This window comes from Streptomyces sp. NPDC091292, assembly GCF_044757265.1.
Lineage (GTDB): Bacteria > Actinomycetota > Actinomycetes > Streptomycetales > Streptomycetaceae > Streptomyces.
This window is the reverse complement of the sequence record NZ_JBIVUQ010000007.1, coordinates 57,886-82,866: the sequence shown is the minus strand read 5'-3', so window position 1 is coordinate 82,866 and position 24,981 is coordinate 57,886. Positions and strand designations below refer to the sequence as shown.

Below are 24,981 nucleotides of genomic sequence, written 5' to 3'. Positions count from 1 at the left end.
CAGGGATGGTGCCCAGCCGTGCCACCAGCCACAGTGTAGCGGCTGGGTCAGGGGTCGTAGATGGTCAGGGATCGGGCCAGGGATTCCAGGTCCTTCGCTGCCTGCATGATCCGGGTGACGTCCTCCGTGGCTGTCCAGATCACGACGTCGGCGCCGTACTCCTCGACCTGCCAGGCGTAGCGGACGCAGGCGAGGAGGTGGGGGGAGTCTGCTTGGGGGAGGTAGCGGAAGACGGTCAGGCCCTCGCCGAGGTGGTCGGACTTGAACCGCTTGACCACCGGAGGTTCCACCGAGGACGGGTCGTCCGCGAGGGTCAGGGCGCGCAGGGTCTCCTCGCGGGGACCGGCGGACCGGCCGATGGTCGCGCAGACGGGGAGCGGCAGGTCGGTGGGGTGGTCCTGGTGGAGGAAGAGCCAGTGGTCCGTGCCGGGCGGGGCGAACGCCTCGGCGCAGCGCAGGAGGGTGCCGGCGACGAAGTCGACGCCGTTCGGGCCCGGGTCCAGTTCGCGGTCGGCCCACAGGTCTTCGGCTTCTGAGCGGCACCAGGCCCCGATGTCGTCCCATTCCTCGAACTGGCCGAGGTCACTGGAGCGAGGGGGAAGTACAGCCCAGGGGTAGGGGTCGATGTACTCGATGTCGATCACTGCGAAGAAGTCGCTCATCCACGCCTCCACCGGAAGGTCGCCATCACGGCATCGAACCATTCGACGAGGGCATCGGCCAGGTCGTCCCTCGGGTCGCCGCCGCCCACGGTCGAGAAGGCGGCCACGAACCAGCGCCCCGGGTCGTCCGGCACCGACGCGGTGTTGCTCGGCGAGTCAGCGCTGTGCCGAGAGGCGCGGACGGCGGTCCGCCCTGGGCCCGCGCCAAGGCCGGGGAGATCCCGGTGGGCACGGCGGCTAGCCTGGCCCGTGTGGGATCCGCGTTCGGGAGTCCCCGTTTGGGCTGGTCAGGGGGTTGGTTTGGTGGTTCGGGTGGTGGTTGTGGAGGACATGCTTGTGGTGCGGGCCGGGGTTGTCGCTCTGCTTGACGGGGAGTTCGGGATCGACGTGGTCGGGCAGGCCGGGGATGCGCCGGAGGCGTTGGGGGTTCTTGAGCGGGTTCCGGTCGATGTCGCGCTTGTCGATATTGATCTGCCGGGGATGGACGGGCTTTCGCTCGGGCGGGAGCTGCGGCTACGGGCGCCTGGCTGCCGGGTTGTCATGCTGACCGCGCTTGATCGGCCCGGTCATGTTCGGCGGGCGCTCGACGCCGGTGCTTCCGGGTATCTGCTCAAGAGTGTTTCGCCTCGGGAGCTGGCGCAGGCCGTGCGTTCCGTCGCTGCCGGGGGGCGGGTCGTCCTGCCGTCCGAGCTGGTCGACTCCGCCGGTTCCGTCACGCCGCTCACCCACCGCGAGGCCGAGGTGCTGCGGCTCGCCGCCGGTGGTGCGCACGCCCGTGCCATCGCCGCCGAACTCTTCCTCGGCGTCGGCACCGTCCGCAACCGGCTCTCGGCCGCCGTCGCCAAACTCCACGCCCGCACCCTTGTCGACGCCATTCGCATCGCTCAGCGGGAGGGATGGATCTAGCGGGACGCTCGCGTGGAGTGTGAAGGTCGTTCCGTTCTTTATCGTTTCCAGCGTGCCCGACAGGGTCAGGAGTCTCAGGCGTAGGTTCGCCACGCCGTTTCCCGGGGGCACGGAGACACCCGGGGCCGCTGGGCCCGCCGCCGCCTCGTCGTTCGTGATCCTCAGATGGACGCTGTCCAGATGGACACTGTCCGCCCCCGCCCTCCCCTCCATCGTCAGCTCTATGTCACACCTCGTCGCCCTGCTGTGCCGCAGCACATTGCTCATGCCCTCCCGCAGCACCGCCCCCAGGCAGTGACTCACCGGCTCCGGTACCCGTAGCTGCGGCGGCAGTGTCGTACGCGTCGTGATGCCCGCCCGCGACAACAACGCCTGCGCGTACGTCAGTTCCGTGTGCAGGTGGGCGGTGACACGGTCGCCGACTATGCCCCGTACCTCCTGATGCGTACGCCGCGCCAGTTCCGCGATCTCCGTCAGGGCCCGATGCGCCCCGGCCGGCGGGTCGCGCAGTGCGCTCTCGCTCCGTACCGCTATCGACACCAGCGACGAGCCGACCAGATCGTGCAGGTCCTGGGCGATACGGGCCCGTTCGCGATGCCTGGCCAGGCGCGCCGCCTGGCTGTGCGACGCCTGTAGGCGGGCGGCGAGCAGGGAGAGATGGACGACCGCGTACACGCCACTGCCCGTCACCACCGTCGACACCAGCACACTCATCCCGCTGCGGTGCGTGTTCACCAGGCTGCTGTGTACCAGCAGCGGGCCGCTCGCCGCCACCGCCAGCGCGATCACGACCGACATCGGACGCGGCACCGTCAGCAGCACCGCCCCCGCCAGGAACCCCAGCAGGCTCAGCCACTTGTACTCGAAGACCAGGACGGGGAGGTAGGTGAGCAGCGCCTGGAGGGCCAGCAGGGCCCAGCGCCAGTGGTACGGGAGCCGGTACGGGGGTGGCGCGTACTGGCCCAGCAGGACCGCCGGGAGCAGGATCAGCAGGATCAGGCCCGTGATCAGCGTGCCCCGGGAGAGGGGCTGCGCCAGGACGTCCACCGCCAGCAGCGTCAGCGAGCCGATGACCAGCAGCGCGATCGACAGTGCCGCGACACCCGTGGCCTGCGTCGCCTCCGACATCCGGGTACGGCTCCGCCCCCACCACCCCGGTACCCACCCCGGTACCCCCACCGCACTCCCTCTCCCGACTCCCGACCGACCGTCACGCCGAGGAAAGATTCTGCACCGGATCGGTGAAGATCTCACTTTTACGGTGATCACATAAGTGATCGGATCGGGCGCCCGTATGTTCCGACCCGTTAGGGATGCCCGCTCGATGACCCACGCCAGACACCCCAAACGCACCAGACACCCCGAACACACCAGACACCCCGAACACACCAGACACCCCGAACGCACCAGACACCCCGAACACACCAAATACAGACGCGCCCTCCCCTCCATCGCCCTCGGCGCCGCCATGCTCCTCGCCGCCGAGGCCGCCCTCCTCGCCGCCGACTCCGGCGACGCCGTCGCCCTCGGCTTCGACAGCCGCGTCCGCCAGGACACCCCCGCCGAACCCAAGCCACCCAGCGCCCGCGAAGCCGCCGACATACCCTCGGCCCGCGTCGCCGCCCGGCTGAACGGACACCGCGTCGAGGCCCTCGGCGAACGCACCGAGACCTCCACGACCTGGGTCAACAAGGACGGCAGCCTCACCACCGAACTGGCCGCGGGACCCGTCCGGTTCCAGCGCGACGGGCAATGGGCCGACGTCGATGTCGACCTCCGCGAAGTCGACGGTGGCGTCGCACCCAAGGCCCACCCCGAAGGGCTCCGGCTGGCCGGGAGGACCGGTACACCGGCCGCCTCGCTGAAGGCCACCCGTACCGCCAAGGCCACCGACCTCGTCACGCTCGGCGAGGGCGATCAGCAGATCACGCTCCAGTGGAAGGGCGGCCTGCCGAAGCCGAAGCTCGACGGCGCCCGCGCCGCGTACGCCGACGCCGTCCCGGGAGCCGACGTCGTCATCGAAGCCACCCGCACCGGCTTCGAGCAGTACGTCGAAATCAAGCAGCGCCCCACCGGAACAGAAACCAACGGCACCGCCTACTCCTACACCCTCCCCCTCAAAACCAAGGGCCTCTCCGTCACCCAACTCCCCGACAACAGCGTCCAGTTCACCGACCGCAAAAACAACAAGCGGGCCGTCATGCCCGCCCCCGTGATGTGGGACGCCACCGTCGACCCCCGCTCCGGCGAACACACCCACCGCGCCGCCGTCGGCCTCAAGGTCGTCCGTAAGAGCCACGGCTCCGTCGATCTGGTCGTCACCCCGGACGCCGCCTTCCTCGCCGACCCGGCGACCCGGTACCCCGTCACCGTCGACCCCTCCACCTCCTCGCTCGGCAACGTCTTCGACACCTACGTCCAGCAGGGCGAGACCGTCGACTGGTCGAACGACACCGAGCTGGACTTCGGCAACCCGGGCACCACGAACGCGAACGGCACCCCCCGTACCGCCCGTTCCTTCATCTCGTGGAACACCACACCGATCCAGGACGCGCTCGTCCTCGACGCCAAGCTGAGTCTGTGGAACTTCCACTCGGGCAACACGGACTGCAAGGCGTACCCGTGGGAGGTGGGGGCGGCCGGCGCCGCGTCGACGTCCTCGCGCTGGACCGCGCAGCCCGCGTGGACCGCGACGAAGGCGACCTCGACGCAGACCACCGGCAACGCCGGGTGCGCGACCCAGCCCGACGGGTGGATCAGCGCGGACGTCACGACGCTGACGCAGGAGTGGGCGTCCGCGAAGGCGACCCGCGGCCACATGGGTCTGCGGGCCGCGAGCGAGAGCGTCGTGGCGCAGTGGAAGCGGGTCAACTCGGCCAACGCGGCCAAGAATCCGCCGAAGCTGGTCGTCACGTACAACTACCGGCCGCGCACCGGCACGAAGCAGGAGGCCGGGCCGCCGTACTTCTCCTACGGTGGCGCGTACATGGTGAACACCGTGACGCCGACGCTGCGGGACACCTTCGTCGACGCCGACGGTGACAAGGTCAACGGGACCTTCCAGATCTTCGACAGCGCCACCGACGCGCAGGTCGGCAATGTGCTCGTGTCGAAGTTCGTGCCGTCGGGGCAGGTCGCCTCGGTGACCGTGCCGGCCGGGGTGCTCGCCGACGGCAGGACGTACAAGTTCCGCACCTCGCCGTACGACGGGACGCACTACAACAACGGCTGGTCGGCGTGGAAGACGTTCACCGTCGACACGAAGGCGCCCTCCGCGCCCACGAAGATCACGTCCACGGACTATCCGGTGGGCAAGTGGGTCAAGGGCAGCGGGCAGTCCGGCACCTTCACGGTCACCCCGCCCGGCACCGACCACAACTGGCTGGAGTGGTCCCTCGACGGCGTGACCTGGACGAAGGTCGCGACCGGCGGGACCAGCGGTGACAAGGGCATCGCGGTCGCCCCGCCGAAGGACGGCACGCACACCCTTCAGGTACGGGCCGTGGACAAGGCGGACAACAAGTCCGAGGCGGTCGAGTACACCTTCCACGCGGGGCCCGGCGGTTTCGTCCAGCCGTCGGACGGTGAGCGCACCGCGCGCCGCCTGCCGCTGGTCGCCGAGGCCGAGGCGGGCAAGTACAACGCCGTGTCGTACTCCTGGCGGCGATCCGAGGCCGACGCCTGGGTGCGGATCCCGGTCGCCGACGTCACCGCGAGCGGGCAGCCGCTGACCGCGTGGCCGGTGCCGCTGACGGCGGGCCGCAACGCGCCGCTGGTGTGGGACGCGGCGAAGACCGTCGACCCCGACGGGACCGTCCAGATCAAGGCCGACTTCACCGGCACCGGCGGCGCGTCCGGCGCCACCGAACCCCTCACCGTCGTGGTCGACCGCAACGCCGACGGCGCCGCCACCGCCGAGGCGGGCCCCGGCACCGTGAACCTCCTCACCGGCGACTACACGCTCTCCGCCACCGACGCCTCCGCGTTCGACCTGTCGGTGTCGCGCACCGCGTCCTCGCGGGCCCCCGAGAAGGGCGCCCAGCAGGAAGGGCAGGCCCCGATCTTCGGCAAGGAGTGGGTCGCGGGCACCGCGGCCGAGATGACGGACTCCGACTTCAGCCATGTCCGCCGGATCTCCGACACCGCCGTGGCCGTCGTCGACGCCGAGGGCGAGGAGACCCACTTCACCGCCAACGCGGCGAAGTCGGCGTGGATCCCGGAGCCCGGCTCCGAGGACCTGACGCTCAGGGGCAGCGTGGGCGGCAGCTTCACGCTCGCGGACACCGAGGGCACGGTCACCGAGTTCAGCAAGCCCGACCCGGCGGCCACCACCTGGCAGGTCTCCAGCACCCTCCTCGACGGCCTCGCGAACTCGACCACCACCGTGATCTCCGAGACGGTCACGGTCGACGGCAAGAAGCTCGCCCGGCCCCGCCGGGTCATCGCCCCCACCTCGGCCGCCACCACCGCCGCCTGCACCGCCGACCCGGCGACGAAGGGCTGCCGGGTCCTGGAGTTCGTGTACGCGACGACCACCACGGCGGCGGGCAGCGCTTACGGGGACTTCTCCGGCCAGGTCAAGGAGGTCCGGCTCTGGTCCACCGCCCCCGGCGCGACCGCCGCCACCTCCAAGTCCGTACAGATGTACCTCTACGACACCTCCGGGCGGCTGCGGCAGGTGTGGAACCCGCAGATCAGCCCCTCGCTGAAGACCGAGTACGGCTACGACACGGCGGGCCGCGTCACCAAGTTCTCCACGGCCGGCGAACTGCCCTGGACCTTCAGCTACGGCAAGGCCGGCAACGCCGCGACCGCAGGTGACGGCATGCTCCTCAAGGCGTCCCGGCCCGGCCTCAAGCAGGGCACCGCCGACGTCGAGGAAGGCACAGCGGCGACCAGCGTCGTCTACGACGTGCCGCTGACCGGCGCCACCGCCCCGCACAAGATGGGCGCCGCGGACGTACGGGCCTGGGGCCAGCTCGACGCCCCGACCGACGCGACCGCCGTGTTCCCCGCCGACGCCGTACCGGCCGCCCACTCCGGCGGCTCCCTGGCCGCAGGCGCCTACCAGCGGGCCCAGGTGCACTACCTCGGTGTGTCCGCGCGCGAGGTCAACGCGGCCTCGCCCGGCGGGCATCTCACCACCACCGAGTACGACCGCTTCGGCAACACCGTCCGCGCACTGGGCGCCGCCAACCGGGCCGTCGCGCTCGGCCTCACCGCCGACGACCGGGCCACCCAGGCCGACCTCGGCATCGAGCGGCTGACCAGCGCCGAACGCGCCGACCTCCTCGCCACCCGCTCCGTGTACAACGACAACGGCACCCGGGAGCTGGAGGAGTTCGGGCCGCTGCGCCGTATCGACCTGACCGCCGACCTCAAGCAGGGCGCGACCACGCTGGTCCCCGCGGGCACCTCGGTCACGGCACGCACCTGGAAGGTCAGCGAGTACGACGCGGGGCGGCCGACCGACGGCACCGCGAAGGTCAAGGACCAGGTCACCCGCTCCACTGTGGGCGCCCAGGTCCGTGAACACCCGTCCGTGCACGGCGAGACCCGCGTGACGCAGACCGTCTTCGACTGGGCCAAGGGCCTCGCCACGAAGACCGTCGGCGACCCGTCGGGCCTGGCCCTGACGACCACCACCGAGTACGACGCGCAGGGCCGCACCGTCAAGCAACTGCTGCCCGGCGCCACCGGCACCGACGCGGGCACCCGCGTGACGGCGTACTGGTCCGCGACCGGCACCGGCGCCTGCGCGGGCCGCCCCGAGTGGGCGGACCTCGTCTGCTCCGTCTCGGCGGGCGGCGCGATCACCGGCGGCGGAGCGAACCCGGCCGGACTGCCCACGTCGACCACCGAGTACGACTGGTGGGGCAACCCGAACAAGGTCACCGAGACCGCGAACGGCACCACCCGCACCACGACCACCGGCTACGACGACGGCGGCCGGCAGACCAAGGTCGCCGTGACCGGCGGCGTCGGCCAGGCCGTCCCCGAGTCGACCACCGAGTACGACCCGGCCACCGGCCAGACCGTGAAGACGACGTCCCCGACCGGCGGCACCCTCAGCAAGAAGTACGACGCGCTGGGCCGCCTGACCTCCTACACGGACGCCGACAACGGCACCACCACCACCGAGTACGACCTGCTCGGCCGGCCCGTCAAGGTCACCGACAGCGTCCCGTCCACCGTCACCTACACCTACGACCACACCGCCGAACCCCGTGGCCTCGCCACCAGCACCACCGACTCGGTGGCCGGCACGTTCCGCGCCACCTACGACGCGGACGGCTCGGTGGCCACCGAGAAGCTGCCCGGCGGATACACGCTGCGGCAGTCCGAGGACACCACCGGATCGACCGTGGACCGCACCTACACGCGGGACAGCGACGGCGCGCTCGTCTACTCCGACACCGTCACCGAGTCCATCCACGGACAGGCCGCGAGCCACAGCGGCTGGTCGGACCAGACGTACCGCTACGACGCGACGGGACGCCTCACCACCGTCCTCGACACCTCGGAGACCCTCTGCACGCGCCGCTCGTACACCTTCGACGCGCGCGCCAACCGCAAGTCCCTGACCACCGCGGCCGGCACCCCCGGCGCCGACTGCCCCACCACCGGAGGCACCACCACCACGTCCACGTACGACAGCGGTGACCGGATCATCGACTCCGGCTACACGTACGACGGGTTCGGCCGCACCACCGCGCTGCCCGGCGGCACCACGCTCGCCTGGTACGCGAACGACCTGTCGTACCAGCAGACGGCGAACGGGCAGCGCCAGACCTGGCAGCTCGACGCCGCCCAGCGGTTCCGCTCCTGGAAGGTCGAGTCCGGCAGCGGCTCGACCTGGGCGCAGACCGCGGCCAAGCTCAACCACTACGACGGCGACGGCGACAACCCGCGCTGGATCGTCGAGGACACCGCGACGGGCGTCCTGACCCGCAACGTCGACTCGGCGTCCGGCGACCTCGCCGCCACCACCACGAAGACCGGCGACACCGTCCTGCACCTGTCGGGCATCCACGGCGACGTCGCCCTGCAACTCCCGCTGGACAGCGCCAAGGCGCCGGTCGCGCTGGACACCGACGAGTACGGCAACCCGCGCGCGGGCCGTACCGCCGCCCGCTACGGCTGGCTCGGCGCCAAACAGCGCTCCAGCGAGACCGTCACGGGCCTGACCCTGATGGGCGTCCGCGTCTACAACCCCGCCACCGGCCGCTTCCTCAGCCTGGACCCGGTCTACGGCGGCAGCGCCAACGCCTACGACTACGTGTACGGCGACCCGGTCAACCGCTTCGACCTCGACGGCAAGTGGTGGAGCTGGAAGAAGGTCAAGCGCGCGGCCCGCAAGGTCGGCCGCAATGTCCGCAGGAACTGGCGTACGTACGCCGGGTACGGGGCGACGGCCGCGTGCATTGTGGCGTCGGCCGGGGCGTGTGCGGTGGCGAGTGTGGCGGTGTTCGCGGCGACCGCGGCGGCCGACGGCCGGGGCGGCAAGTGGCGGACCAAGAGCTATTGGAGGTCCACCGCCAAGTCCGCCGCCTGGACCGCGGTCGGCGTCGGAGCGGGCCGCTTCGCCGCCGGATCGTGGTGGAAGTCCAGCCGTGGTTTCTCGGCCGGTGGGCGACATGCGGCGGGCCGGGGTCGGCACGCCCAGCGTTTCTCGTACCGGCGCACCGCGTGGAACTATGCGGGCAACGTCTGGACGGGCACGCTGACCTGCGGCATGAGCTGGAAGATGCGCTACTGCTAGGGCCTGTTCTCGTTCAGGCCGGGACGAGGTCGGGGTGCCGTGCTCACGGGTGCGGCACCCCGCCGTGCGGAGAATCGGTGTGTCATGCGGGACGAAGAAGCTGTGACCTTCTACAGGAACCGGCCGCTGTTCGCCGTATCGGTGGCCATGACGGTGCTCATGGTCGCCGTCGCGGTCTACTTCCTGTTCATCGACGCGGGCGTGGCGCGCGACCCGTGGGACGTGGTCCTCGCGCTTGCCCTCCCCGGTCTGGTGGCGTGGGTGGTGCTGCGGGTGGGGCTGATCCCGTCCGTGGAGTGGGGCGAGGGACGGCTCACCGTCCACAACCCGTTCCTGACCTGCACCGCGCCCCTGTCGGACGTCCGTCTGCTCGGCCGCGCGGACAAGGGGGGAGCCTTCGAGATCCGGGGCATCGGCCCCGTCACGCCCTTCGCGATGTCACGTTCCGTCTTCGACGGACGACGCGCGAACACCGCGCGCCGGGCCCTGCGGGACGCGGTACGCCAGACCCCGCCCCCGACGGAGGAGCCCCCTGCGACCGCCCGCCGCACCCCACGCATCGGCTGGTACGACCTCCTCCTCCTGCCGTTCGCCCTGTCCTCCGTGTGGGCTTTTCTGCCCTGACGGCCGGGGAGGACCACGTGCAGTACAGGAACCGCATGGTGTTCGCCGCGTCCCTGGCCGGGACGGTCGCCTTCCCGCTCGCGGCGGTCGGCATCCTGGTCACCGGTACCGGCTCCGCCGACCGGCTGGTCGACGCGGCGGCGATCGTGTCGCTGACCTCGTTCGTGGTGTGGGTCCTCGCCCGCGTCGGCGTACAGCCGCTGATCAGGTGCGAGGAGGGCGTCCTCACCGTCCACAACCCTTTCCTCACCTACCGCGCGCCCCTGTCCGAGGTCCGGTTCCTCGCCCGGGGAGGCGAGGTCGGGCTGCGGATCGAAGGGGTCGGTGCGGTGCGGCCGTGGGCGCTGTCCAAGTCGGTGTTCGACGGGAAGCGGGCGCGGGCGGCGCGTAAGGAGCTGCGGGAGCTGGTCGCCGGAGCGCGGGAGGCGGCGCCCGGACCCGGCGCCGCCCACCGCCGCCTCCGTTACGGCCTCACGGACCTCCTGCTCCTCCCCCCGCTGGCCTTCGCCGTCTGGAATGTCGTCGACATGTTCTGACGCGGGGCCCGGCGGGCGGGAGTTCAGGCCGGGGGCTCGTCGTCCAGGAGGTTCAGGTCCGGGGGGACCAGGGTCGTGGATTCGACCAGGCCGCGCAGCAGGTTGTGCAGGAGGCGGTTGTCCGTGGGGGCGCCCGCCTCCTTGTCGTGGAGGAGTGGGTACGGGAATCCGGCCTCCTTCAGCCGGTGCCGTACCGCCACGATCTTGTGCTCGATGCGGCGCTCGCTCCACTGGTCGTCCGGGCGGAGGTACGCGAGTTGGGCGGCGGCCCGCCGGTACGACAGGGGGCGCGGGCCCTCCTCGTACCACAGGTAGTGCTGGCCGATGACGACGAGGAGCAGGCGTTCGTCGTCGTCCAGGGGCCAGACCCTGGGCGGGAGGGTGGCCGCCTGGCGGCGCGGTACGAGGCCGGGCTCGTCGTGGCCCGTCACGTACAGCTCGACCAGGTGCCTGCGGTAGCCCGAGCCGGTCACGAACAGCGGGGTGTAGCCGGGGGACAGTGGGACCGGTTCGGAGGTGGTGTGCATCAGCAGACCGTGCGGCAGCCGGACGAGCTGCTGCCCGGTGTTCCGCAGCCACCACCGCTGTCCCCGGTACGTCAGTTCGCCGTGCCGCCGGCTCACCCGCAGGTCGTCCTCGCCGACCGCGAGATCCACGTCCGGCTCCTCGCCCCGGCCGAACCGGACCGTCGCACCGGGGCGGGGCGCCACCTTGACACCGCCGGTCACCGAGCGCGCGTGGAGCGTGCCCGGCCGGGCGGGGGCCACACCGCGCGCCAGACTGGCCGGGCCGGTCATCGTCCGCGCCCCCTCATCGACCGCGCCCGTCCCGTCATCGCCCCTGCCTCCCAGCCGCCTTCGGCTTCGCCGTCGTGTCGCCAGTGTGCTCCCGTGCGCCCGGGACCCGTCCCCGCTCCGGCCCGTTAAACAGGATGCACGCGTCGCCTACGGGACGGGATCTGCCCATGACCTCCACGAACGGCATCCGCCGCGCCGCCGCTCTGCTTCTCACCGTCGGACTGGGGGCCGGACTCGCCGGGTGCGAGTCGGGTGGGTCCGGGGGATCCGGTGGGTCCGACGACGGCTCGGGGCGGGCGGGAGCGAAACCCCCGTCCACGGTCTCGACCCCGGCTGTCACCCCCTCGCCCCACGGCCCCTGTTACGACGGGCGGTGCCGGATCACCGTGGAGTCGGGCACCCGTATCGCGATCGACCGGAGCTTCGGGCTCGGCGGTCTCAAGATCGTGGACGTCGGGCCGGGCGGCCTGGCCCTGGAGGCGACCGGCACCGAGGGCGTCTACCTCGGTACGGCGGTCAGCGAGGGCGGGACCGGCAGCCTCAACAAGCTCGGCTTCGAGGTCGTGTCGATCAGCGGCGGAAAGGCCGTACTCGACATCCACCCGGCGCGGTCCTAGCGGGCGCTCTGACGGACGGCGGTCGTCGCCGCCGTCGCCAGGTCCGTGGCCAGGCGGCGCAGCCCCTCCGCCGAACGGTCGCCGCCGACCGCGAGGTTGAGCGTCTCGACGATCGTGTCACCGGACTCGGTGCGGAACGAGCGGTGGACCACCCGGATCAGACAGCTCCGGTCGCCCTCGCCGTCCGGTTCGACGGCGGCGGTGCGGCCGGCGATCCGGGTCGGCGTGCCGTCCTCGGCGGACAGGGGCCGGCCCCGGTCGAAGCGCAGCTCGACCCAGAGATCGCCGGTGGTGCTCTCCCACTCGCAGTCCCAGTTGCCGAAGCCGATACGCGGATCGCGCGCGTCCACCCCGGGGACGGCGTCGAGCGCGTCCGCGTCCAGCAGCGCGCAGGCGTCCCGGTGGGCGAGCGAGTCGGCGGGTGGTGGGGGTGAACGGCGGTCGATACGGCCCGAGTTGAGCGTGCGCACCGCGTGGTCGGTGGCGGACCGCGCCATCGCGCACAGCGGCGCCGTGGCCTCGTCCTGCTTGGCGATGACCGTGATGTTCACGTCGGGGTCCCCGGCGGGCAGCAGCGTGTGGCCGCAGGTGCCGCTCTCGGCGGGCTCGTCCACGACGGCGACGTCTCCGACGGTCTGCCGGGGCGTCGACAGCTCCGAACGGCCACCGTCGCCGAAGTGGAACTCGACGTCCACCAGGCTGTCGCGGCCGGTGTCCACGAGGATGTCGCAGCGGTCGAAGTTGCCGTAGGCGCGGTCGAGTTCGGCGTCCCCGAAGCGGGCGAGTACGGCCGGGTCGGCGAGGGCGCAGGGGTCGGCGGTGCGGTGGTCGCCGAGGACGGAGGCCGAACCGCCGCCGTCACCGCCGCTGTCGCCGTCGCCGTCGCCGAGTTGGGTGACCGCCAGGACGACGGTGAGGACGAGGGCGAGTACGAGGGCGAGTCCCGTGGCGGTCGTCACCGCGACGGTGGCGGGGGAGCGGGCGTCCCACGCGTCCCTGGCCCGGTCCCACCGCTCACGCGACCAGGCGGGTCCACCGGCCTCTTGACCGCCTTCCGGTACGGGCTCCGGCTCCGCCGCCGTCACCGCCGGGGCGAAGGGTTCCTGCGGTCCCGCCATCTCCTCAAGGAGCCCGCGCGCCCGCGCCGCGTCGGGCCGTGTGCGCGGGTCGCGGTCCAGCATCGCGGCCAGCAACCCGCCCAACGGGCCCACGGCATCGGAGATCTCGATCTCACCGCGCGCCGCCTGCCGCTCCGCGAGGTACGGATCCGGGTCCTCGCCGGTCTGCGGGGATCCGTCGGCGAGGCCGGGGCGCGGGGGTCGTCCGGTGACCAGGGTGTGCAGCAGCGCACCGAGCGAGAACACGTCGGACGCAGGCTCGGGCCGCCCTCGTACCGCCTCGGGCGCCGCGTAGTCGGGCGTGTAACTCAGGGCGCCATTGGGCGTGATGGTCTCGGCGCCGCCGACGCGGTACGCGGCGCCGAAGTCCGCCAGCTTCGCGAGACCCTGCGGGGTGACGACGACGTTGCCCGGTTTGACGTCGCCGTGGACCAGGCCCTCCGTATGCAGGGCGGCGAGTGCGTCCGCGATCTGGGCGCCGACGCGGGCCGCGCGGGCGGGCGTCAGCGGCGCCCTGTCGGCGAGGCTGCCCCCGGACACGTACTCCATGACCAGCCAGAACGTGGCCCGTCCGCCCCGGCCCGCCTGTTCGACGCCGTACAGCGTCACCACGTGGGGGTGGCTGAACCGGGCGAGTGCGCGGGCCTCGGCGCGCAGCCGGTCGAAGGCGCGCTGCCGTTCACCCTGGTCGGTGGGGCCGTCGCCCGCCAGGACCCGCTTCAGCGCGACCTGCCGCCCGAGAGAGAGGTCACGGGCCGGCCAGACCTCACCCGTACCCCCGCGCAGCGGCCCCCGCAGCAGCCGGTACCGGCCCCCGACCGTCGTGCCCAGGCGCACCGCGCCTCCCCTCACCCACCGTCCGCGCCCCCGGCGACCACCGCGCGCGCGAAACCGAACCTATGGGGTACGGGGAAGGCGGTACGGGGCCTTCACGGGATGTCCGCGTTCCGGGTGCCGTGGGTGTCGCGGGAGCGGATGAGCAGGTACGTCATCGGGCACACCAGCAGCGGCACGACGAGGATCAGCATCGGGCTCAGGACGTCCCCGAGGACTCCGTCGACGTCGTCCAGGGCGCCGCTGAGCACCAGCGCGACGATGAGCAGGCCCGTGAGGACGGCCGAGCCGCCCGCGACCATGACACTGACGATCCAGGCGCGGGCGCGGTCCGAACGCCGGTGGGCGCGGGCGACCTTCGCCGCGACCTCCGGCAGCGGGGCCCAGTCGTCACCGCGCAACCGCTCCCACAGCTCCCGCAGTTGCCGTACCTCCTCCTCGACCGAGAACACCGTCTTGTCGTTGAGGTGCGGCAGCATGGTCGCGCGGCCCGTGCGGTCGTAGACGACGACGTACTCGCGTACGGCCTTGGCGTCGGCGACGCCCGCCGCGTTGGACACGACCTCGATGGCCTGGACGTCCTGCCACGCCGTCACGCGGTGGGCCAACGGCCCCTGGACCACGATGTTCTTGGGCCCGGTGAGGGTCGCGGTGCGCTTGGCGGCGAGCCACAGCCCGCCCAGCAGGACGGCGAGTACGACCGGCAGGCCGAGCAGGACCCACAGGGGCGCCCCGTTCCGGGCGAGTTGCGCCAGGCCGAAGGTGATGCCGACCAGGCCGATGCCGGGGGCGCCGAGGCCCATGGGGCTGCCAGCTTGGGCGCGGTATTCGGGGAAGTGCGGGTTGGGGTGGTCGGGGTCAGTCATGGGTCATCGCCTGCCAGCGTCCGCGTCGGAAGGGGGTGGTGCACCGAGGCGTCACGCTAGGGCGGGGGTCCCGGGACCCCTCCCGAGCCCATCAGCTCACGGACTCACGGGTTCTGGTGGGGCTCCGCGAGCCGATACCGATGTACGGGCGGAAGCTCCCCCACGCACCCCGGCCGCCAGGTCTCCAGGACGTGCGCGGACGGTGTGAACAGCGGGCGGGGCAGATTCTCGTACGGATGCCAGGCCCACTCCGCGATCACCTCGGGCTCGGTGACGCGGGGCGTGCCCTCGAAGGAGGTGACCTTCGCCGCAGCGGAGAGCCGGGGCACACCGCCCGTACCGTCCAGGAGTACGGCGAGCACCGCGACCCGGCCCGGGTCGGCGACGAGCCCGGTCTCCTCGTACAACTCGCGCACCGCCGTCCGCTCCAGCGACTCCCCGGCGTCGTTCTTGCCGCCGGGCAGCTCCCAGTGACCGTGATGATCGCGGCCGAGGAGAACGCGCCCTTGATCGGTGACGATGACGCCGACGCCGATCATGGCGTGCGGCACGGGCACCCGCCGCCCATCGGCCCCACTAACCCCATGCGCCCCATCAGTCCCGGTCACCCGTACTCCTCCCGCCGCCGCTGCCACCGCACTCACTCTCGCACCCCCCGGGGCCGCGACCGGGATGCCCGTTGGGGCGCCTGGTACCCTCGGCGGCAGCGAAGGGGAGTAGTCCTGCGAACCGCTGGTCGACATACTGAACGCCCTCCGGGGAGTTCCGGCCATCGGGTCGCCGTGCGAGACGCGGCGACGGACGAGACCTTCGGCCAAGGCATGACGCGGCCCACTCATTGTGGGCTGTTCCGTTGTGCCGGGCCGATTGGTTCTCCCGTCGCCTCCTGGGTGCCGCAGAGCTGAAGGCCCGGCCCCAGCAGAAAGCACAGCGATGACCCTGGACCCCCTGGCGATCCTCACCGCCTTCGGGCTGATCTTCCTCGCCGAACTCCCCGACAAGACCATGTTCGCGTCGCTGGCCATGGGCACGCGTATGCGCCCGCTGTATGTGTGGTTCGGCACGTCGACGGCGTTCATCGTGCACGTGGCGATCGCGGTGGGCGCCGGAAGTCTCCTCAGCCTGCTGCCCGCGATGGCGGTCAAACTCGTCTCCGCGGCCCTCTTCGCCTTCGGCGCCTTCGTGCTGCTGCGCGGCGGGGGCGATGACGACGAGGAGGGGGCGGCCCGTACGGTCACCGGGTTCTGGCCCGTCTACACCACTGCCTTCATGGCCGTCTTCATCAGCGAGTGGGGTGACCTCACGCAGATCACCACGGCGAATCTCGCCGCGACGAACGGCTGGCTGCCGACCGCGATCGGCTCCGCCGTCGCCCTGATGTCGGTTTCGGCCCTGGCACTGCTGGTGGGCCGCTTCATCGCGCAGCGCGTACCGCTCAAGAACGTGCAGCGTTTCGGGGCGCTGTGCATGGGGGGTCTGGCCATTTGGACGCTGATCGAGGCGTTCACCGCTTGATGAGCGGAGGGGGCGGCGGTGTTTCGGATACGGGAGGACACATGACCCACGACTACCGGCAGTACTTCCCGGCCTGGGCGCGGGCGGCCTCGGCGGGCCGGACGGAGTCGCAGTGGTGGCCCTGGCGCGGTATGGAGGTCCACCTGGAGCGGCTGGTGGACCCGGCCGCGCCGGTGAAGCTCGTGATCCTGCACGGGGCGGGCGGTCACGCCGGGATGCTGATGCCCTACGCGCAGCTCATGGGCGGGGTCGAGGCCGTGGCACCGGACCTGCCCGGATACGGGCGTACCCGGTGCGGCCGGCAGCCGGTCGACTACCCGCTGTGGGTGGACCTCGCGGCCGAGCTGATCGCACGGGAGCGGGAGCGGGACGCGCGGCCCGTCCTGGTGCTGGGGGCGAGCCTGGGCGGGATGCTCGCGTACAGCGCGGTGGCCCGTGCGGGTGCCGCCGGGCTGGCGGTGACGTGCCTGCTGGACGTCCGCCGCCCCGAGGTCCGCGAGGCCGCCGCGCGGATGGCCCTGCTGGGAAGGCACTCCGGCCCGGTCATGAACGCGCTGCGACCGCTGGACCGGGTCCGGGTGCCCGTCCGGTGGGTCGCCCGGTTGTCGGCGATGTCGCATCGGCCGGAGTTGAACGCGGCGGTGGCGCGGGACCGCATGGGTGGCGGCGGGCGGGTGTCTCTTCGGTTTCTGCGTACGTATCTGGCGTCGGCGCCGGAGGTCGAACCGGACCGGTTCGACGCGTGCCCGGTATTGATGGCGCATCCCGCGGAGGACCGGTGGACCCCGGCCGCCTTGAGCCTCCCGTTCTTCGAACGCCTGCCGGCGGACAGGGATCTGACGCTGCTGGAGGGGTGTGGACATATGCCGGTGGAGGATCCGGGGCTTGGTCAACTGGCGGGGGCGTTGCGGCGGTTCGCGGCTGGGGGGTTGAGCGGGTAGGTGCCTGCGCGTCGATACCGCGGTGGAAACTGGCGGCTCCTACGGCACTGGGGCGTACGAGGTTGTCGCTGCACGGGCCCGGCCAGGTGCTACACGTCGGGCGGCGGGTCGAGGATCGCTTCTCGGGCCGCCAGTGCCAGAGCGCTTTGGGCGCCGAGGGAGAGGCCGATCCGGTTCCAATGGAAGATGACGTGATAGGCGAGGACCCGGCGGAGTCCTCGTTCCAAGGCCCCTGTCCGAACGCTCTCCTGCAGCGCCTCGCCCGCTCGTCGGAATGCTTCGGCCCACTCCGCGACCGGGTGCAGTGGGGCGCCGTCGCCGAGGAGTTGACCGTTGGGCCTTGTGTCGCCGACCAGGAGCTGGCGGATCTGGCGGGTCAACGCTTCCAGGCGTCCTGCGGGGACCTTGCTCGTGTCGGAGCGGTGTTCCTCGTTGATCACCCGGTCCCAGACGTCGCCCTGCTCGTACCACTCAAGGCCCGCCGCGCGCATCATGGTCGTGCAGAGGACGACGGACAGTTCGCGGCGGCCGAGCGGGGTGCCGGTGTGGTTCAGAATGTGGTGGCTGTCCGCGGCGAAGAGGCGATGCGCGGTCTGCATGCCGGTGTCTCCGCCGAACGCGGCGGTCTCCGGTTCGTAGATGCCCGGCCACCAGCAGCGCAGGTGCCCTGCTTGGACCAGCTTGTTCAGCTCCGTGTGGATCAGGGCGTCGGGTGAGCCGTACAGGCGGAGGCGCCAGCACGGGTACTTGCGGATGAACCACCATGGCGGGGCTGTTTCAGCGCCTTCCGGCCGGTTCACCATGGGTACGAGGTGGGAGGCCGCGATCTGGTCGGCGGCTGTCCAGTCGGAGAACTCGACGTAGAACTGCGACCACCGGGTGGGCTGCTCATGGCGGGAGAGGGCGTCGTTTCCGGCCTGGGTGAAGACGTCGACCGCGTCCGTGAGGGCAGTGGGCTGCATGCCGATGCTGCGGGCGGCGTTGTCGACGGGGTCACCTGCCAGCACAGCCAGGACGGCCCGGCCGACTTCCTGGGAGGTGGGCGGCGCGGGGATCAGATCAGCAGACATGCGTCCCATTCCGTGGCCGGGGCCTGGTTGGCGGAAACGGTCATGAGGGAGAGCGCGCATCCGGCGGTGCCGTCCAGGAAGCCGGGGCTGAGGGGCGCGGTCGCACCGGCTTGCGCGATCAGGAACTTGGCCAGATCGGGGAGGTGCGTGGCCAAGTGCGGGCTGTGGGCCTCCTGGGCGGCGCGGTACACGGTCTGATACAGGCCCGCCCAGCCGTGGCACAGGCTTGTGTCGGTGACCCGGGAGAGTTGCACGGGGTCGTTCAGGCAGTGGTGCAGGGCGTCTTCGTAGATGTGCTGGAGTGCGGTGTCGCCGAGGGCGATTGCGGCGAGCTGTCCGGCGCGAGTGATGCCCGGGGTTCCGTAGCACCAGGAGGGCCGGGCGGGGCCGTGCTGGTGCGGTCGGCCTGTCTTGAGGTCGGTGTGCGTGAGGTGTTCGGGCCACCACGGGCCGGTGTCGGTGTCCTGCCGCCAGGTGTCGAGGTGGTCGCAGATGGTGCGGATTGCTTCGGTCTGGCCGTCGACCTGGATGCCCCGGCGTTCGGCTTGGGCGAGAAGCAGGAGTGGCCCGGTGATTCCGTGGGCGACGCCGAGGTTGCTGTGGCCGCCGGGCAGACCGTGCGTACGGCGCAGGTCGTGGTCGACCCACCACCCGGGCGTGGTGGGCCGGCGGCTGTCGAGGGGGTGGGTCAGCGAGACGAGGTAGCGCAGGACCCGTTCCATCGCGCTGCTGCCGGGGGCGTTGCGCAGCAGGTAGGCGCCGATGCCGGTGAGTCCGTAGAGGGTGTCGTACTCGGCGAAGGTGGCCTGCGCGCCACGGTGGATGCGGGCGAGGGCGGTGTCGACACGGCGGTGCGTCAGTTTCATGACGTGGTCGTGCAGGACGGTGTGTGCATGGCGGTAGAGGTGCTGCATGGAGTCCGGGGTCGTGTGGAGCACGTAGGCGATGGCTGGGGCTCCGAGGTACAGGCCGGTGTTGTCGTGGGCTGTGATGTCTCCGGTCGTGGCCTGGCTGATCCAGTGGTGCGCGCGGTGCCAGGTCGCCTGGCCGGTGGCGGCGTTCTCGATGTGGAGCAGTGCGATGCCGGCCGCGCCGGTGGCGAGGGACTGCCCGGCCCACGGTTCGTCGCTCGGGGGTGCGAAGGGCTGCGCGAGGGTGGTGGTGAAGGCCTGTACGAGTGCGCGGGCCTGTTCCCTCATACCAGTCATCGCGTCCGTCATCGGCGCGCCTTGATCGGCTGGTGGCGCAGGGCCACGGTGCGGGCGAGGTGCAGGGTGGCGGCCTCAGCTGTGGGGTCGACGCCCAAGGCTCGTACGTGGTGCTGGTGCAGCAGCGAGCGCAGCACCGTGTCCGGGGCGTGCTCCTTCGCGGCGAGGGTCTGCCGGTACGCGGCGAGGGTGCGGCCTCGCTTCGTCCATACATCGGCGAGGTCGGCGCCGCCTCCGGCTGCGTAGAGCTGGAGAGCTTGGGCGCGGTCGGTCCGGTCGGGGCGGCCATGGGCGGGTGCGTTCTGGATCAGCCATCGCCATCCATCCTCGGTGGAGGGCAGGAGACGGGTCGCGAGGTCGACCAGGCTGGCGCCTGTCACTGCTTGGGGTGCGATGCCGGTGCGGGAGGTGAGGCGGATCTGCGCGAGGGCTGCCGCGGAGTCCGCGGCGAAGGCGTCGTGCGCGGCGTCCATTGCGGTCCGCGTGCCGTAGCGGCCGGTCTGGGGCCGGTACGGCTCCAGGGTCATGCGGGCGATGAGGCGCTGGTGGTGCAGTTGGGTCGCCCAGCGGTTCACGGCGGCTGTCACGGTCGCGTGTTCGGCCGGCGCGACGTGCAGGCTCAGGGCGAGGTGGTGTCCGGTCTCGGGGCGGGCGAGGCGCCGGTGGCGGGTGAACCACCAGGAGGGCTCGGGGTCGAGCGGGGTCAGCAGCAGTGGGAGGTGGCGGTCGAGGATCTCGTCGAACCGGTCGGGGTGCGTGTGCAGGTGTATCCGGAGTACCGGGCCCGCTCCGGGTAACTGGACGGGCTCGACATCTTGGTGGGGGTGCAGCGTTGGCGGCTGTGGACTGGTGGGGGCGGTGCGGGCGAAGGACATGACGACCTCGTGCGCGCGGCCGATCCAGCCGTGAGCGTCCGGCTCTGCGGCCTGGCGAAGTTCCAGGCCGGGTCCCTCATACATCCGGGAGCGCACGAGGCGGCGGTGAACCGGGTGGTCGAGGTCGAGCGGGAGGCGCTGGTCGTACTCCACCAGGCAGACGTGGCGGGGGGCGTTCATGTGCTCACGCCAGGCCGCGAACGCCTTCTCCCACTTGTCGTGGGGTGCGGTGCGGCCGGGCATGCCCCGGTTGTCGAGGAGCCAGCGGGCGGCCACCAGGGTGGTGCGGCCGAAGCGCACGCGGGGCAGGTACGGCAGGCGGGAGGCGGCGCCGAAGTCGAACGGCTTGTAGACCGCGTGGCGGGCGCCTGCGACCTCGGACAGGAAACGTGCCAGGGGCGGGGTCTGGATACCGGCCTCCAAGGCGTGGACCACGCGCGCGTCGATCGGGCGGCCGGTGGAGAGCTGCACCAGGTGGAGGTTGCGGGCGTCGGCGGTGACACCGATGTCGTCCAGGGCAATCGAAGTGGCGCAATCGGCGGGGTGTTCGGCGAGCGGGATCACGGCGGACAGCAGCCGGGAGGCGCGGGAGACGTTCTCGTTGCGGCGGCGGCGCGGCGGGAAGGAGAGCTGCGCGGTGACGGCGTCGCGCCGAGTCGTGAAGGAGTCGGCGATCAGGCGCTGTTGTTCCGTGGGCAGCAGGTGGGCGAAGCGCCCGAGCATGCTGCTCCCAGGGCGGGGTACGCCGGTGATGCCGAGGCTGAACTCACCTCGGGCGAGGGCGTCGGTCGACGGAGAGTGGACCTCGAAGCCGAGTTCGCAGCGGTCCGCGTGCAGCGGCTCGTCGATGCCGGCGGCTTCGACGAGTTCGGTGATCGTGGCCTGGTCGAGGACGAGTTCATCGTGGCCGGTCTGCTGGATCAGCCGGAGGATCAGGGCGTCGCGGTCGGTGAACAGCCTGGGGGCTTTGCGGCGCTCCCCGCCGATGTATCCGGCGGGCCAGCCCAGGCCGCTGTCGGCGACAAGGTCAAGGACGGGCACGCTCGCGCCGACTCCGTACTGGGCACGGAACCGGCGGTGGTAGTCCCGCCAGTGGTGAGAGCCGTAGGGCAGCGGGCTGAGGCGGTGCATGACGGCGGCGGCGTTCTGCGCTTCGGTGACGACATCCGGAGGCAGGCGCACCAGCCCGTCCAGGGCGGTGTCCACAAGCAGCGGAACGGGCGCGACGGCCGATCGGGTGGCCATGCGGGTGGTGAGCGCTTGCAGGTCGGTGGAGGCGGCGGGCTCGTCGTGCGAGGCCAGGTCGTCGCGCAGGTCGTACAGGCCGCTCACATAAGCCCCGATGTCGGGCAGGGAGTGCGCGTCGGCTTTCTTCAGTTCGGCGCACATGTGGTCGAGTGCGTCGATGACTGTCATGGGTGGTCGCAGGCTGGTGATGAGGAGGTTCTGCGTGAGCAGTTCGCGCAGGACCCCGTCGATCTTCCCTCCGGCTCCGGCGGGGAACAGGTCTGCCAGGTGGTCGCGCACGTCCTTGTAGCGGATCGGTGTCCGGGCGGCGTCCATCGCTGCTTTCACCGGCCGGGTGAGCCGTACGGATATCTCGACGGGTGCCATGAGCAGGGCGTGGCCGTCGGCGGGCGGGCCGGGCGCGGTGAGACGGTCACCGCGGATGCAGGCGGTGTTGTTGGCGACGACCGGGAGGCGTTCGAGGAGTTCGGCGTCGTGCTCCAGGTGCTGGATGACGTCGCTGATCCACTCGCTGTCGGCACGCAGCCGGACACGGTGGTCGTTTCCCCACCGGGCATGGGGTGCGGTGCCGAAGGTGAGCGGGGCGGCGCCGGCGAACAGCCCGAAGGGGGTGGGTCGTTGCTGCCAGCGCAGGAGGTAGGAGACGACGGACATGGCTGCCCGGCGGATCTGCCGGGGCGGCGGGGGCATGCCGTGAACGGTGCTGTCCACGGTCCGGGCGAGAACGGGACTGGCGGTGGTCAGCGCGTTGCGTACGTCGGGCCGCTGCCAGATCTCCGTGAGCCACGAGCGGGTGCTCACCGCGTCGTCCAGGCTGAGGCCGTGGGGGATGTCGGCGGGGCTCGGGACGGTGGTCGCGCGGAGCATGGCTGCGCCCGTCCACTGGTACCTGACGGCGTCGGACATGTGGGCTCGGTCCTTCCGGCGGATGGTGGCGGCTGGGGCGGGGCCAGGGACGCGGGGGCGCCGACTGCTCGACGCCCCCGCTCGACGGGCCGTGGGTCAGGTCAGGCCAGGTCAGGTCGGGCCAGGTCGCGTCAGGCCGGGTCCTCGACGTAGCTGTTGCAGGCGGAGGCGTTGGTGGCGCAGGTCCCGCCGCAACCGTCGCCGGTGGTGCACATCAGCTTCCCGATGGAGTGGGTGGCGACGACCACCTTGACGTCCAGGGGTGCGAAGTCGTCGTCCATGGCCGCCTGGTGGGTTTCCAGAACGGCGGGGGTGGGGCTCATGTCGATCCTCCTTGTGTGACGGGTGGTGCCTGATGGACCCGGCTCGCGGAGGCTTGGGCCGCGGGCCAGGAGAGCGAGATCCGGCTGTGGACCTTGTCGATGACCCGGTCACCTGAGATCTGGTCATCGGGGGTGCCTGCCGGATAGACCCGGATGTCCGGGCCGGGGCCGCCGCGCCGGGTGGCTTCCCAGTCGCGCAGTACGTCGGCGATCTTGCGGGCGAACTGTTCCGCGTTGGGGCCCAGGGCGTGAACGCCGTACTCGACATGCTTGTTGTCCTGGGTGCGGCGGGTGACGAGGTAGGCGAACGTGTCGTCCTCGACGGCGGCGAGGGCGTGCCGCTTGTTCACCGGGGCGACCAGGCCGGTGTCCAGATCCTCGTCGACGGCCATCGTGCAGAAGCCCGGCAGGCTGATCGCAAGCTGCATCTGGAGGGTGTCGAGCAGTTCCCGGAGACCGACGGTGACGCCGGTCCACAGCTCGTGGCGCGGCGTCGTGACGGCGTTGTCGAGCTTGCCGGGCTCGGAGGGAAGGCCGTCGTCGAAGCGCAGGGCGATCTCCTCCGTGCCGTTGACCAGGAGGAGCTTTTCGTGGTGCTCGGTCGAACCCTGCATGGGAACGAAGCCGCAGATCTTCGCGGACTCCGATTCCAGGTGGTGACCGACGCGGGTGAAAGCGACCGAGCGGGTCAGGCCCCGCATGCGCAGTGGCACGACCAGGCGCCCGCCGGGCTTGAGCTGGTCGAGCCAGGCCGGCGGGATGTCCCAGGCGCCTGCGGTGACGAGGATGACGTCGACCTGGCCGAGGCCGGGGATCGGTTCGGCGGCGTCGGCGGTGACCACGCGGATCTGGCCGTAGCCCATCTCGCCGAGGAGGCGTTCGGTGCGGCCGGTGACCTCCGGGTCGATGTCGACCGTGGTCACCGACCCGCCCGGACCGACGAGCTTGAAGAGGTAAAGGGCGTTGAGGCCACCCGAGCCGACCTCCAGGACGTTCATACCGGGACGAAGCGTGGCCTGCTCCAGCATGAGGGCCTGGATCTGCGGGGCGGAGACACTGCTGAGCTGCACGCCGTACTCGTCGGTCTTGGTGATCACGGCGGAGTACGGGTCGTAGACCTGCTCCAGCGGTGTGTCGGCGGGAGTGAACAGATGACGGGGGACGTCCCGCATCACCTTCTCGACCTCGGGAGAGGCGATCCAGCCCTCGTCGCGCAACTGGTCGACAACCTTGTTGCGGAGCTGAGTGGCCCTGTCGGGGTCGGCCGGCACATCGTTCATAGCAGGGGTAGTCCTTTGCGAGTGGTCGCACAACTGAGCGGAAATAAAGGCGTGTTGGTGGGTCGGTCGCCTGTGACGCTAGCCAGGGCGCCGCCCCTTGAGTACGGCTACGCGCCGGGCTTCGGAGTTCGTCTGAAAAGGACTCCCGTGGCCCGTCACTGTTGTTCGTCCTCCTCTCGTTCAGGAGTTCACTTGGGTGCGGGCGGTCGCCGTCAGCCGAGTCTTGGGGTGGGGCAGGGTCCGGGGTGGCCGGTGTAGAGGGGGCAGGCGTGGTCGGGGGTGGTGGAGTGGGGGCAGTCGGTGAGGGGGAGGAGTTCGCTTTTGCTGTGGGGGTCGTGCCAGGTGATCCATAGGGCTGTGTTGTGGGTGAGGTAGTGGAGGAGGGCGTGGTGGGGGCCGGGGTGGTGGGGGTGGAGGAGGCACCAGGACCGGGGGGTGAGGTCTGGGTCGTCGGCGAGTAGGGCGGTGTGTTGCGGGGTGAGGTGGTAGTCCTGCCGGGCGCAGGTCGCGGGGATCTCGCCTGTTTCGATGAGGTGTGTGGCGAGGGTGGTCATGTAGGCGGGGTCTTTGAGTGCGCGCCGGATCATGTCGGTGGTGATGTCCATGTGCTGGGTTACCGGCCGGGGTGGGTGTGGGCGGCGAGGACGGCGGTGAGGAGGGAGGCGACGCTGAGGTAGGTGGCTAGTACGTGGATCAGTACGGGGTGTTGTTGGCGGTCGGGCGCTGCCGGTAACGGGTGCGGGGGCTGGGTTCCGTCTCCGTCCATGAGGATGTCGAGGAGGGTGTGGGGTTCGTGGTCGTGGCGGTGGGAGCGGTGGGTGCGGATGCGGTGGGCGGTCCAGAGGTGAGACATCGTCAGTCGGCTTTCCCGGTTGGAGGGGTGGGTTGGTGTG

The 24,981-nt window shown here is 71.3% G+C and carries 19 protein-coding genes and 1 pseudogene; 7 read left to right on the top strand and 13 right to left on the bottom strand.

All coding sequences use genetic code 11. The features are described from left to right. Positions 1-47 precede the first annotated feature (47 nt). Both ACIQNU_RS20675 and ACIQNU_RS20670 read right to left on the bottom strand, forming a co-directional pair. Positions 48-662 (bottom strand): hypothetical protein, encoded by a 615-nt coding sequence (locus tag ACIQNU_RS20675; RefSeq protein WP_401368253.1) that lies wholly within the window; start codon positions 660-662, stop codon positions 48-50. Beyond that, on the bottom strand, positions 659-796 hold the full coding sequence (locus ACIQNU_RS20670) for a hypothetical protein (protein WP_401368250.1): 138 nt from the start codon (positions 794-796) through the stop codon (positions 659-661). The genes ACIQNU_RS20675 and ACIQNU_RS20670 overlap by 4 nt, the downstream gene beginning before the upstream one ends. A gap of 196 nt (positions 797-992) precedes the next feature. Between ACIQNU_RS20670 and ACIQNU_RS20665 the strand changes: the two genes are divergently transcribed. Further along, the gene (locus ACIQNU_RS20665) at positions 993-1,568 is read left to right on the top strand and encodes a response regulator (protein ID WP_401368974.1); all 576 of its coding nucleotides are present in this window, start codon (positions 993-995) and stop codon (positions 1,566-1,568) included. Positions 1,569-1,994: 426 nt separating this feature from the next. Here ACIQNU_RS20665 and ACIQNU_RS20660 read toward each other — a convergent pair. Then, positions 1,995-2,282, bottom strand: a pseudogene (locus ACIQNU_RS20660) (histidine kinase); the annotation flags it as partial. Positions 2,283-3,036: 754 nt separating this feature from the next. On the opposite strand from ACIQNU_RS20660, the gene ACIQNU_RS20655 reads away from it, so the two are divergent. From ACIQNU_RS20655 to ACIQNU_RS20645, 3 genes are all read left to right on the top strand, one after another. Next, positions 3,037-9,330 (top strand): DNRLRE domain-containing protein, encoded by a 6,294-nt coding sequence (locus tag ACIQNU_RS20655; RefSeq protein WP_401368971.1) that lies wholly within the window; start codon positions 3,037-3,039, stop codon positions 9,328-9,330. Positions 9,331-9,432: 102 nt separating this feature from the next. Then, positions 9,433-9,954, top strand: a complete 522-nt coding sequence (locus tag ACIQNU_RS20650) for a hypothetical protein (RefSeq protein WP_401368247.1) — start codon at positions 9,433-9,435, stop codon at positions 9,952-9,954. 17 nt (positions 9,955-9,971) lie between these two features. Continuing rightward, positions 9,972-10,490, top strand: coding sequence for a hypothetical protein (locus ACIQNU_RS20645; protein ID WP_401368244.1), 519 nt, complete (start codon positions 9,972-9,974; stop codon positions 10,488-10,490). A 23-nt stretch (positions 10,491-10,513) separates the two neighbouring features. Here ACIQNU_RS20645 and ACIQNU_RS20640 read toward each other — a convergent pair whose 3' ends face one another. Then, positions 10,514-11,287, bottom strand: coding sequence for an FHA domain-containing protein (locus ACIQNU_RS20640; RefSeq protein ID WP_401368241.1), 774 nt, complete (start codon positions 11,285-11,287; stop codon positions 10,514-10,516). Positions 11,288-11,454: 167 nt separating this feature from the next. Between ACIQNU_RS20640 and ACIQNU_RS20635 the strand changes: the two genes are divergently transcribed. Continuing rightward, on the top strand, positions 11,455-11,904 hold the full coding sequence (locus tag ACIQNU_RS20635; RefSeq protein ID WP_401368238.1) for a hypothetical protein: 450 nt from the start codon (positions 11,455-11,457) through the stop codon (positions 11,902-11,904). Here ACIQNU_RS20635 and ACIQNU_RS20630 read toward each other — a convergent pair. The 3 genes from ACIQNU_RS20630 to ACIQNU_RS20620 form a co-directional block, all read right to left on the bottom strand. Next, positions 11,901-13,859 (bottom strand): protein kinase, encoded by a 1,959-nt coding sequence (locus ACIQNU_RS20630; RefSeq protein WP_401368235.1) that lies wholly within the window; start codon positions 13,857-13,859, stop codon positions 11,901-11,903. The genes ACIQNU_RS20635 and ACIQNU_RS20630 overlap by 4 nt on opposite strands. A gap of 92 nt (positions 13,860-13,951) precedes the next feature. Continuing rightward, on the bottom strand, positions 13,952-14,722 hold the full coding sequence (locus ACIQNU_RS20625) for a hypothetical protein (protein WP_401368232.1): 771 nt from the start codon (positions 14,720-14,722) through the stop codon (positions 13,952-13,954). A 104-nt stretch (positions 14,723-14,826) separates the two neighbouring features. After that, positions 14,827-15,279, bottom strand: a complete 453-nt coding sequence (locus tag ACIQNU_RS20620; protein ID WP_401368229.1) for an NUDIX hydrolase — start codon at positions 15,277-15,279, stop codon at positions 14,827-14,829. Positions 15,280-15,655: 376 nt separating this feature from the next. On the opposite strand from ACIQNU_RS20620, the gene ACIQNU_RS20615 reads away from it, so the two are divergent. Continuing rightward, positions 15,656-16,237, top strand: coding sequence for a TMEM165/GDT1 family protein (locus tag ACIQNU_RS20615; protein ID WP_401368226.1), 582 nt, complete (start codon positions 15,656-15,658; stop codon positions 16,235-16,237). A 41-nt stretch (positions 16,238-16,278) separates the two neighbouring features. After that, on the top strand, positions 16,279-17,178 hold the full coding sequence (locus ACIQNU_RS20610) for an alpha/beta fold hydrolase (protein WP_401368223.1): 900 nt from the start codon (positions 16,279-16,281) through the stop codon (positions 17,176-17,178). A gap of 89 nt (positions 17,179-17,267) precedes the next feature. On the opposite strand, the gene ACIQNU_RS20605 is transcribed toward ACIQNU_RS20610, so the two are convergent. The 6 genes from ACIQNU_RS20605 to ACIQNU_RS20580 all read right to left on the bottom strand — a co-directional run bounded on the left by ACIQNU_RS20605 (position 17,268) and on the right by ACIQNU_RS20580 (position 24,693). Continuing rightward, on the bottom strand, positions 17,268-18,248 hold the full coding sequence (locus ACIQNU_RS20605) for a thiopeptide-type bacteriocin biosynthesis protein (protein ID WP_401368220.1): 981 nt from the start codon (positions 18,246-18,248) through the stop codon (positions 17,268-17,270). Then, positions 18,233-19,456, bottom strand: a complete 1,224-nt coding sequence (locus ACIQNU_RS20600) for a lanthionine synthetase C family protein (protein ID WP_401368969.1) — start codon at positions 19,454-19,456, stop codon at positions 18,233-18,235. The genes ACIQNU_RS20605 and ACIQNU_RS20600 overlap by 16 nt, the downstream gene beginning before the upstream one ends. An 8-nt stretch (positions 19,457-19,464) precedes the next feature. Next, positions 19,465-22,485 carry a lantibiotic dehydratase gene (locus ACIQNU_RS20595; protein ID WP_401368217.1) on the bottom strand — a complete coding sequence of 1,007 codons (3,021 nt, stop codon included), beginning with the start codon at positions 22,483-22,485 and terminating at the stop codon, positions 19,465-19,467. A gap of 131 nt (positions 22,486-22,616) precedes the next feature. After that, the gene (locus tag ACIQNU_RS20590) at positions 22,617-22,808 is read right to left on the bottom strand and encodes an FxLD family lanthipeptide (protein ID WP_401368214.1); all 192 of its coding nucleotides are present in this window, start codon (positions 22,806-22,808) and stop codon (positions 22,617-22,619) included. Beyond that, the gene (gene fxlM, locus ACIQNU_RS20585) at positions 22,805-24,088 is read right to left on the bottom strand and encodes a methyltransferase, FxLD system (protein ID WP_401368212.1); all 1,284 of its coding nucleotides are present in this window, start codon (positions 24,086-24,088) and stop codon (positions 22,805-22,807) included. Before fxlM ends, ACIQNU_RS20590 begins: the two co-directional genes overlap by 4 nt. Before the next feature lie 212 nt (positions 24,089-24,300). Beyond that, positions 24,301-24,693, bottom strand: coding sequence for a hypothetical protein (locus ACIQNU_RS20580; RefSeq protein ID WP_401368210.1), 393 nt, complete (start codon positions 24,691-24,693; stop codon positions 24,301-24,303). Positions 24,694-24,981: the final 288 nt, after the last annotated feature.

Excerpts from the sequence above, each read along its gene's own strand:
- ACIQNU_RS20675 (WP_401368253.1), bottom strand. The coding sequence starts at position 662 with ATGAGCGACTTCTTCGCAGTGATCGACATCGAGTACATCGACCCCTAC.
- ACIQNU_RS20665 (WP_401368974.1), top strand. The coding sequence starts at position 993 with ATGCTTGTGGTGCGGGCCGGGGTTGTCGCTCTGCTTGACGGGGAGTTC.
- ACIQNU_RS20655 (WP_401368971.1), top strand. The coding sequence starts at position 3,037 with ATGCTCCTCGCCGCCGAGGCCGCCCTCCTCGCCGCCGACTCCGGCGAC.
- ACIQNU_RS20640 (WP_401368241.1), bottom strand. The coding sequence starts at position 11,287 with ATGACCGGCCCGGCCAGTCTGGCGCGCGGTGTGGCCCCCGCCCGGCCG.
- ACIQNU_RS20635 (WP_401368238.1), top strand. The coding sequence starts at position 11,455 with ATGACCTCCACGAACGGCATCCGCCGCGCCGCCGCTCTGCTTCTCACC.
- ACIQNU_RS20625 (WP_401368232.1), bottom strand. The coding sequence starts at position 14,722 with ATGACTGACCCCGACCACCCCAACCCGCACTTCCCCGAATACCGCGCC.
- ACIQNU_RS20615 (WP_401368226.1), top strand. The coding sequence starts at position 15,656 with ATGACCCTGGACCCCCTGGCGATCCTCACCGCCTTCGGGCTGATCTTC.
- ACIQNU_RS20610 (WP_401368223.1), top strand. The coding sequence starts at position 16,279 with ATGACCCACGACTACCGGCAGTACTTCCCGGCCTGGGCGCGGGCGGCC.
- ACIQNU_RS20605 (WP_401368220.1), bottom strand. The coding sequence starts at position 18,248 with ATGTCTGCTGATCTGATCCCCGCGCCGCCCACCTCCCAGGAAGTCGGC.
- ACIQNU_RS20600 (WP_401368969.1), bottom strand. The coding sequence starts at position 19,456 with ATGACTGGTATGAGGGAACAGGCCCGCGCACTCGTACAGGCCTTCACC.
- ACIQNU_RS20595 (WP_401368217.1), bottom strand. The coding sequence starts at position 22,485 with ATGTCCGACGCCGTCAGGTACCAGTGGACGGGCGCAGCCATGCTCCGC.
- ACIQNU_RS20590 (WP_401368214.1), bottom strand. The coding sequence starts at position 22,808 with ATGAGCCCCACCCCCGCCGTTCTGGAAACCCACCAGGCGGCCATGGAC.
- fxlM (WP_401368212.1), bottom strand. The coding sequence starts at position 24,088 with ATGAACGATGTGCCGGCCGACCCCGACAGGGCCACTCAGCTCCGCAAC.
- ACIQNU_RS20580 (WP_401368210.1), bottom strand. The coding sequence starts at position 24,693 with ATGGACATCACCACCGACATGATCCGGCGCGCACTCAAAGACCCCGCC.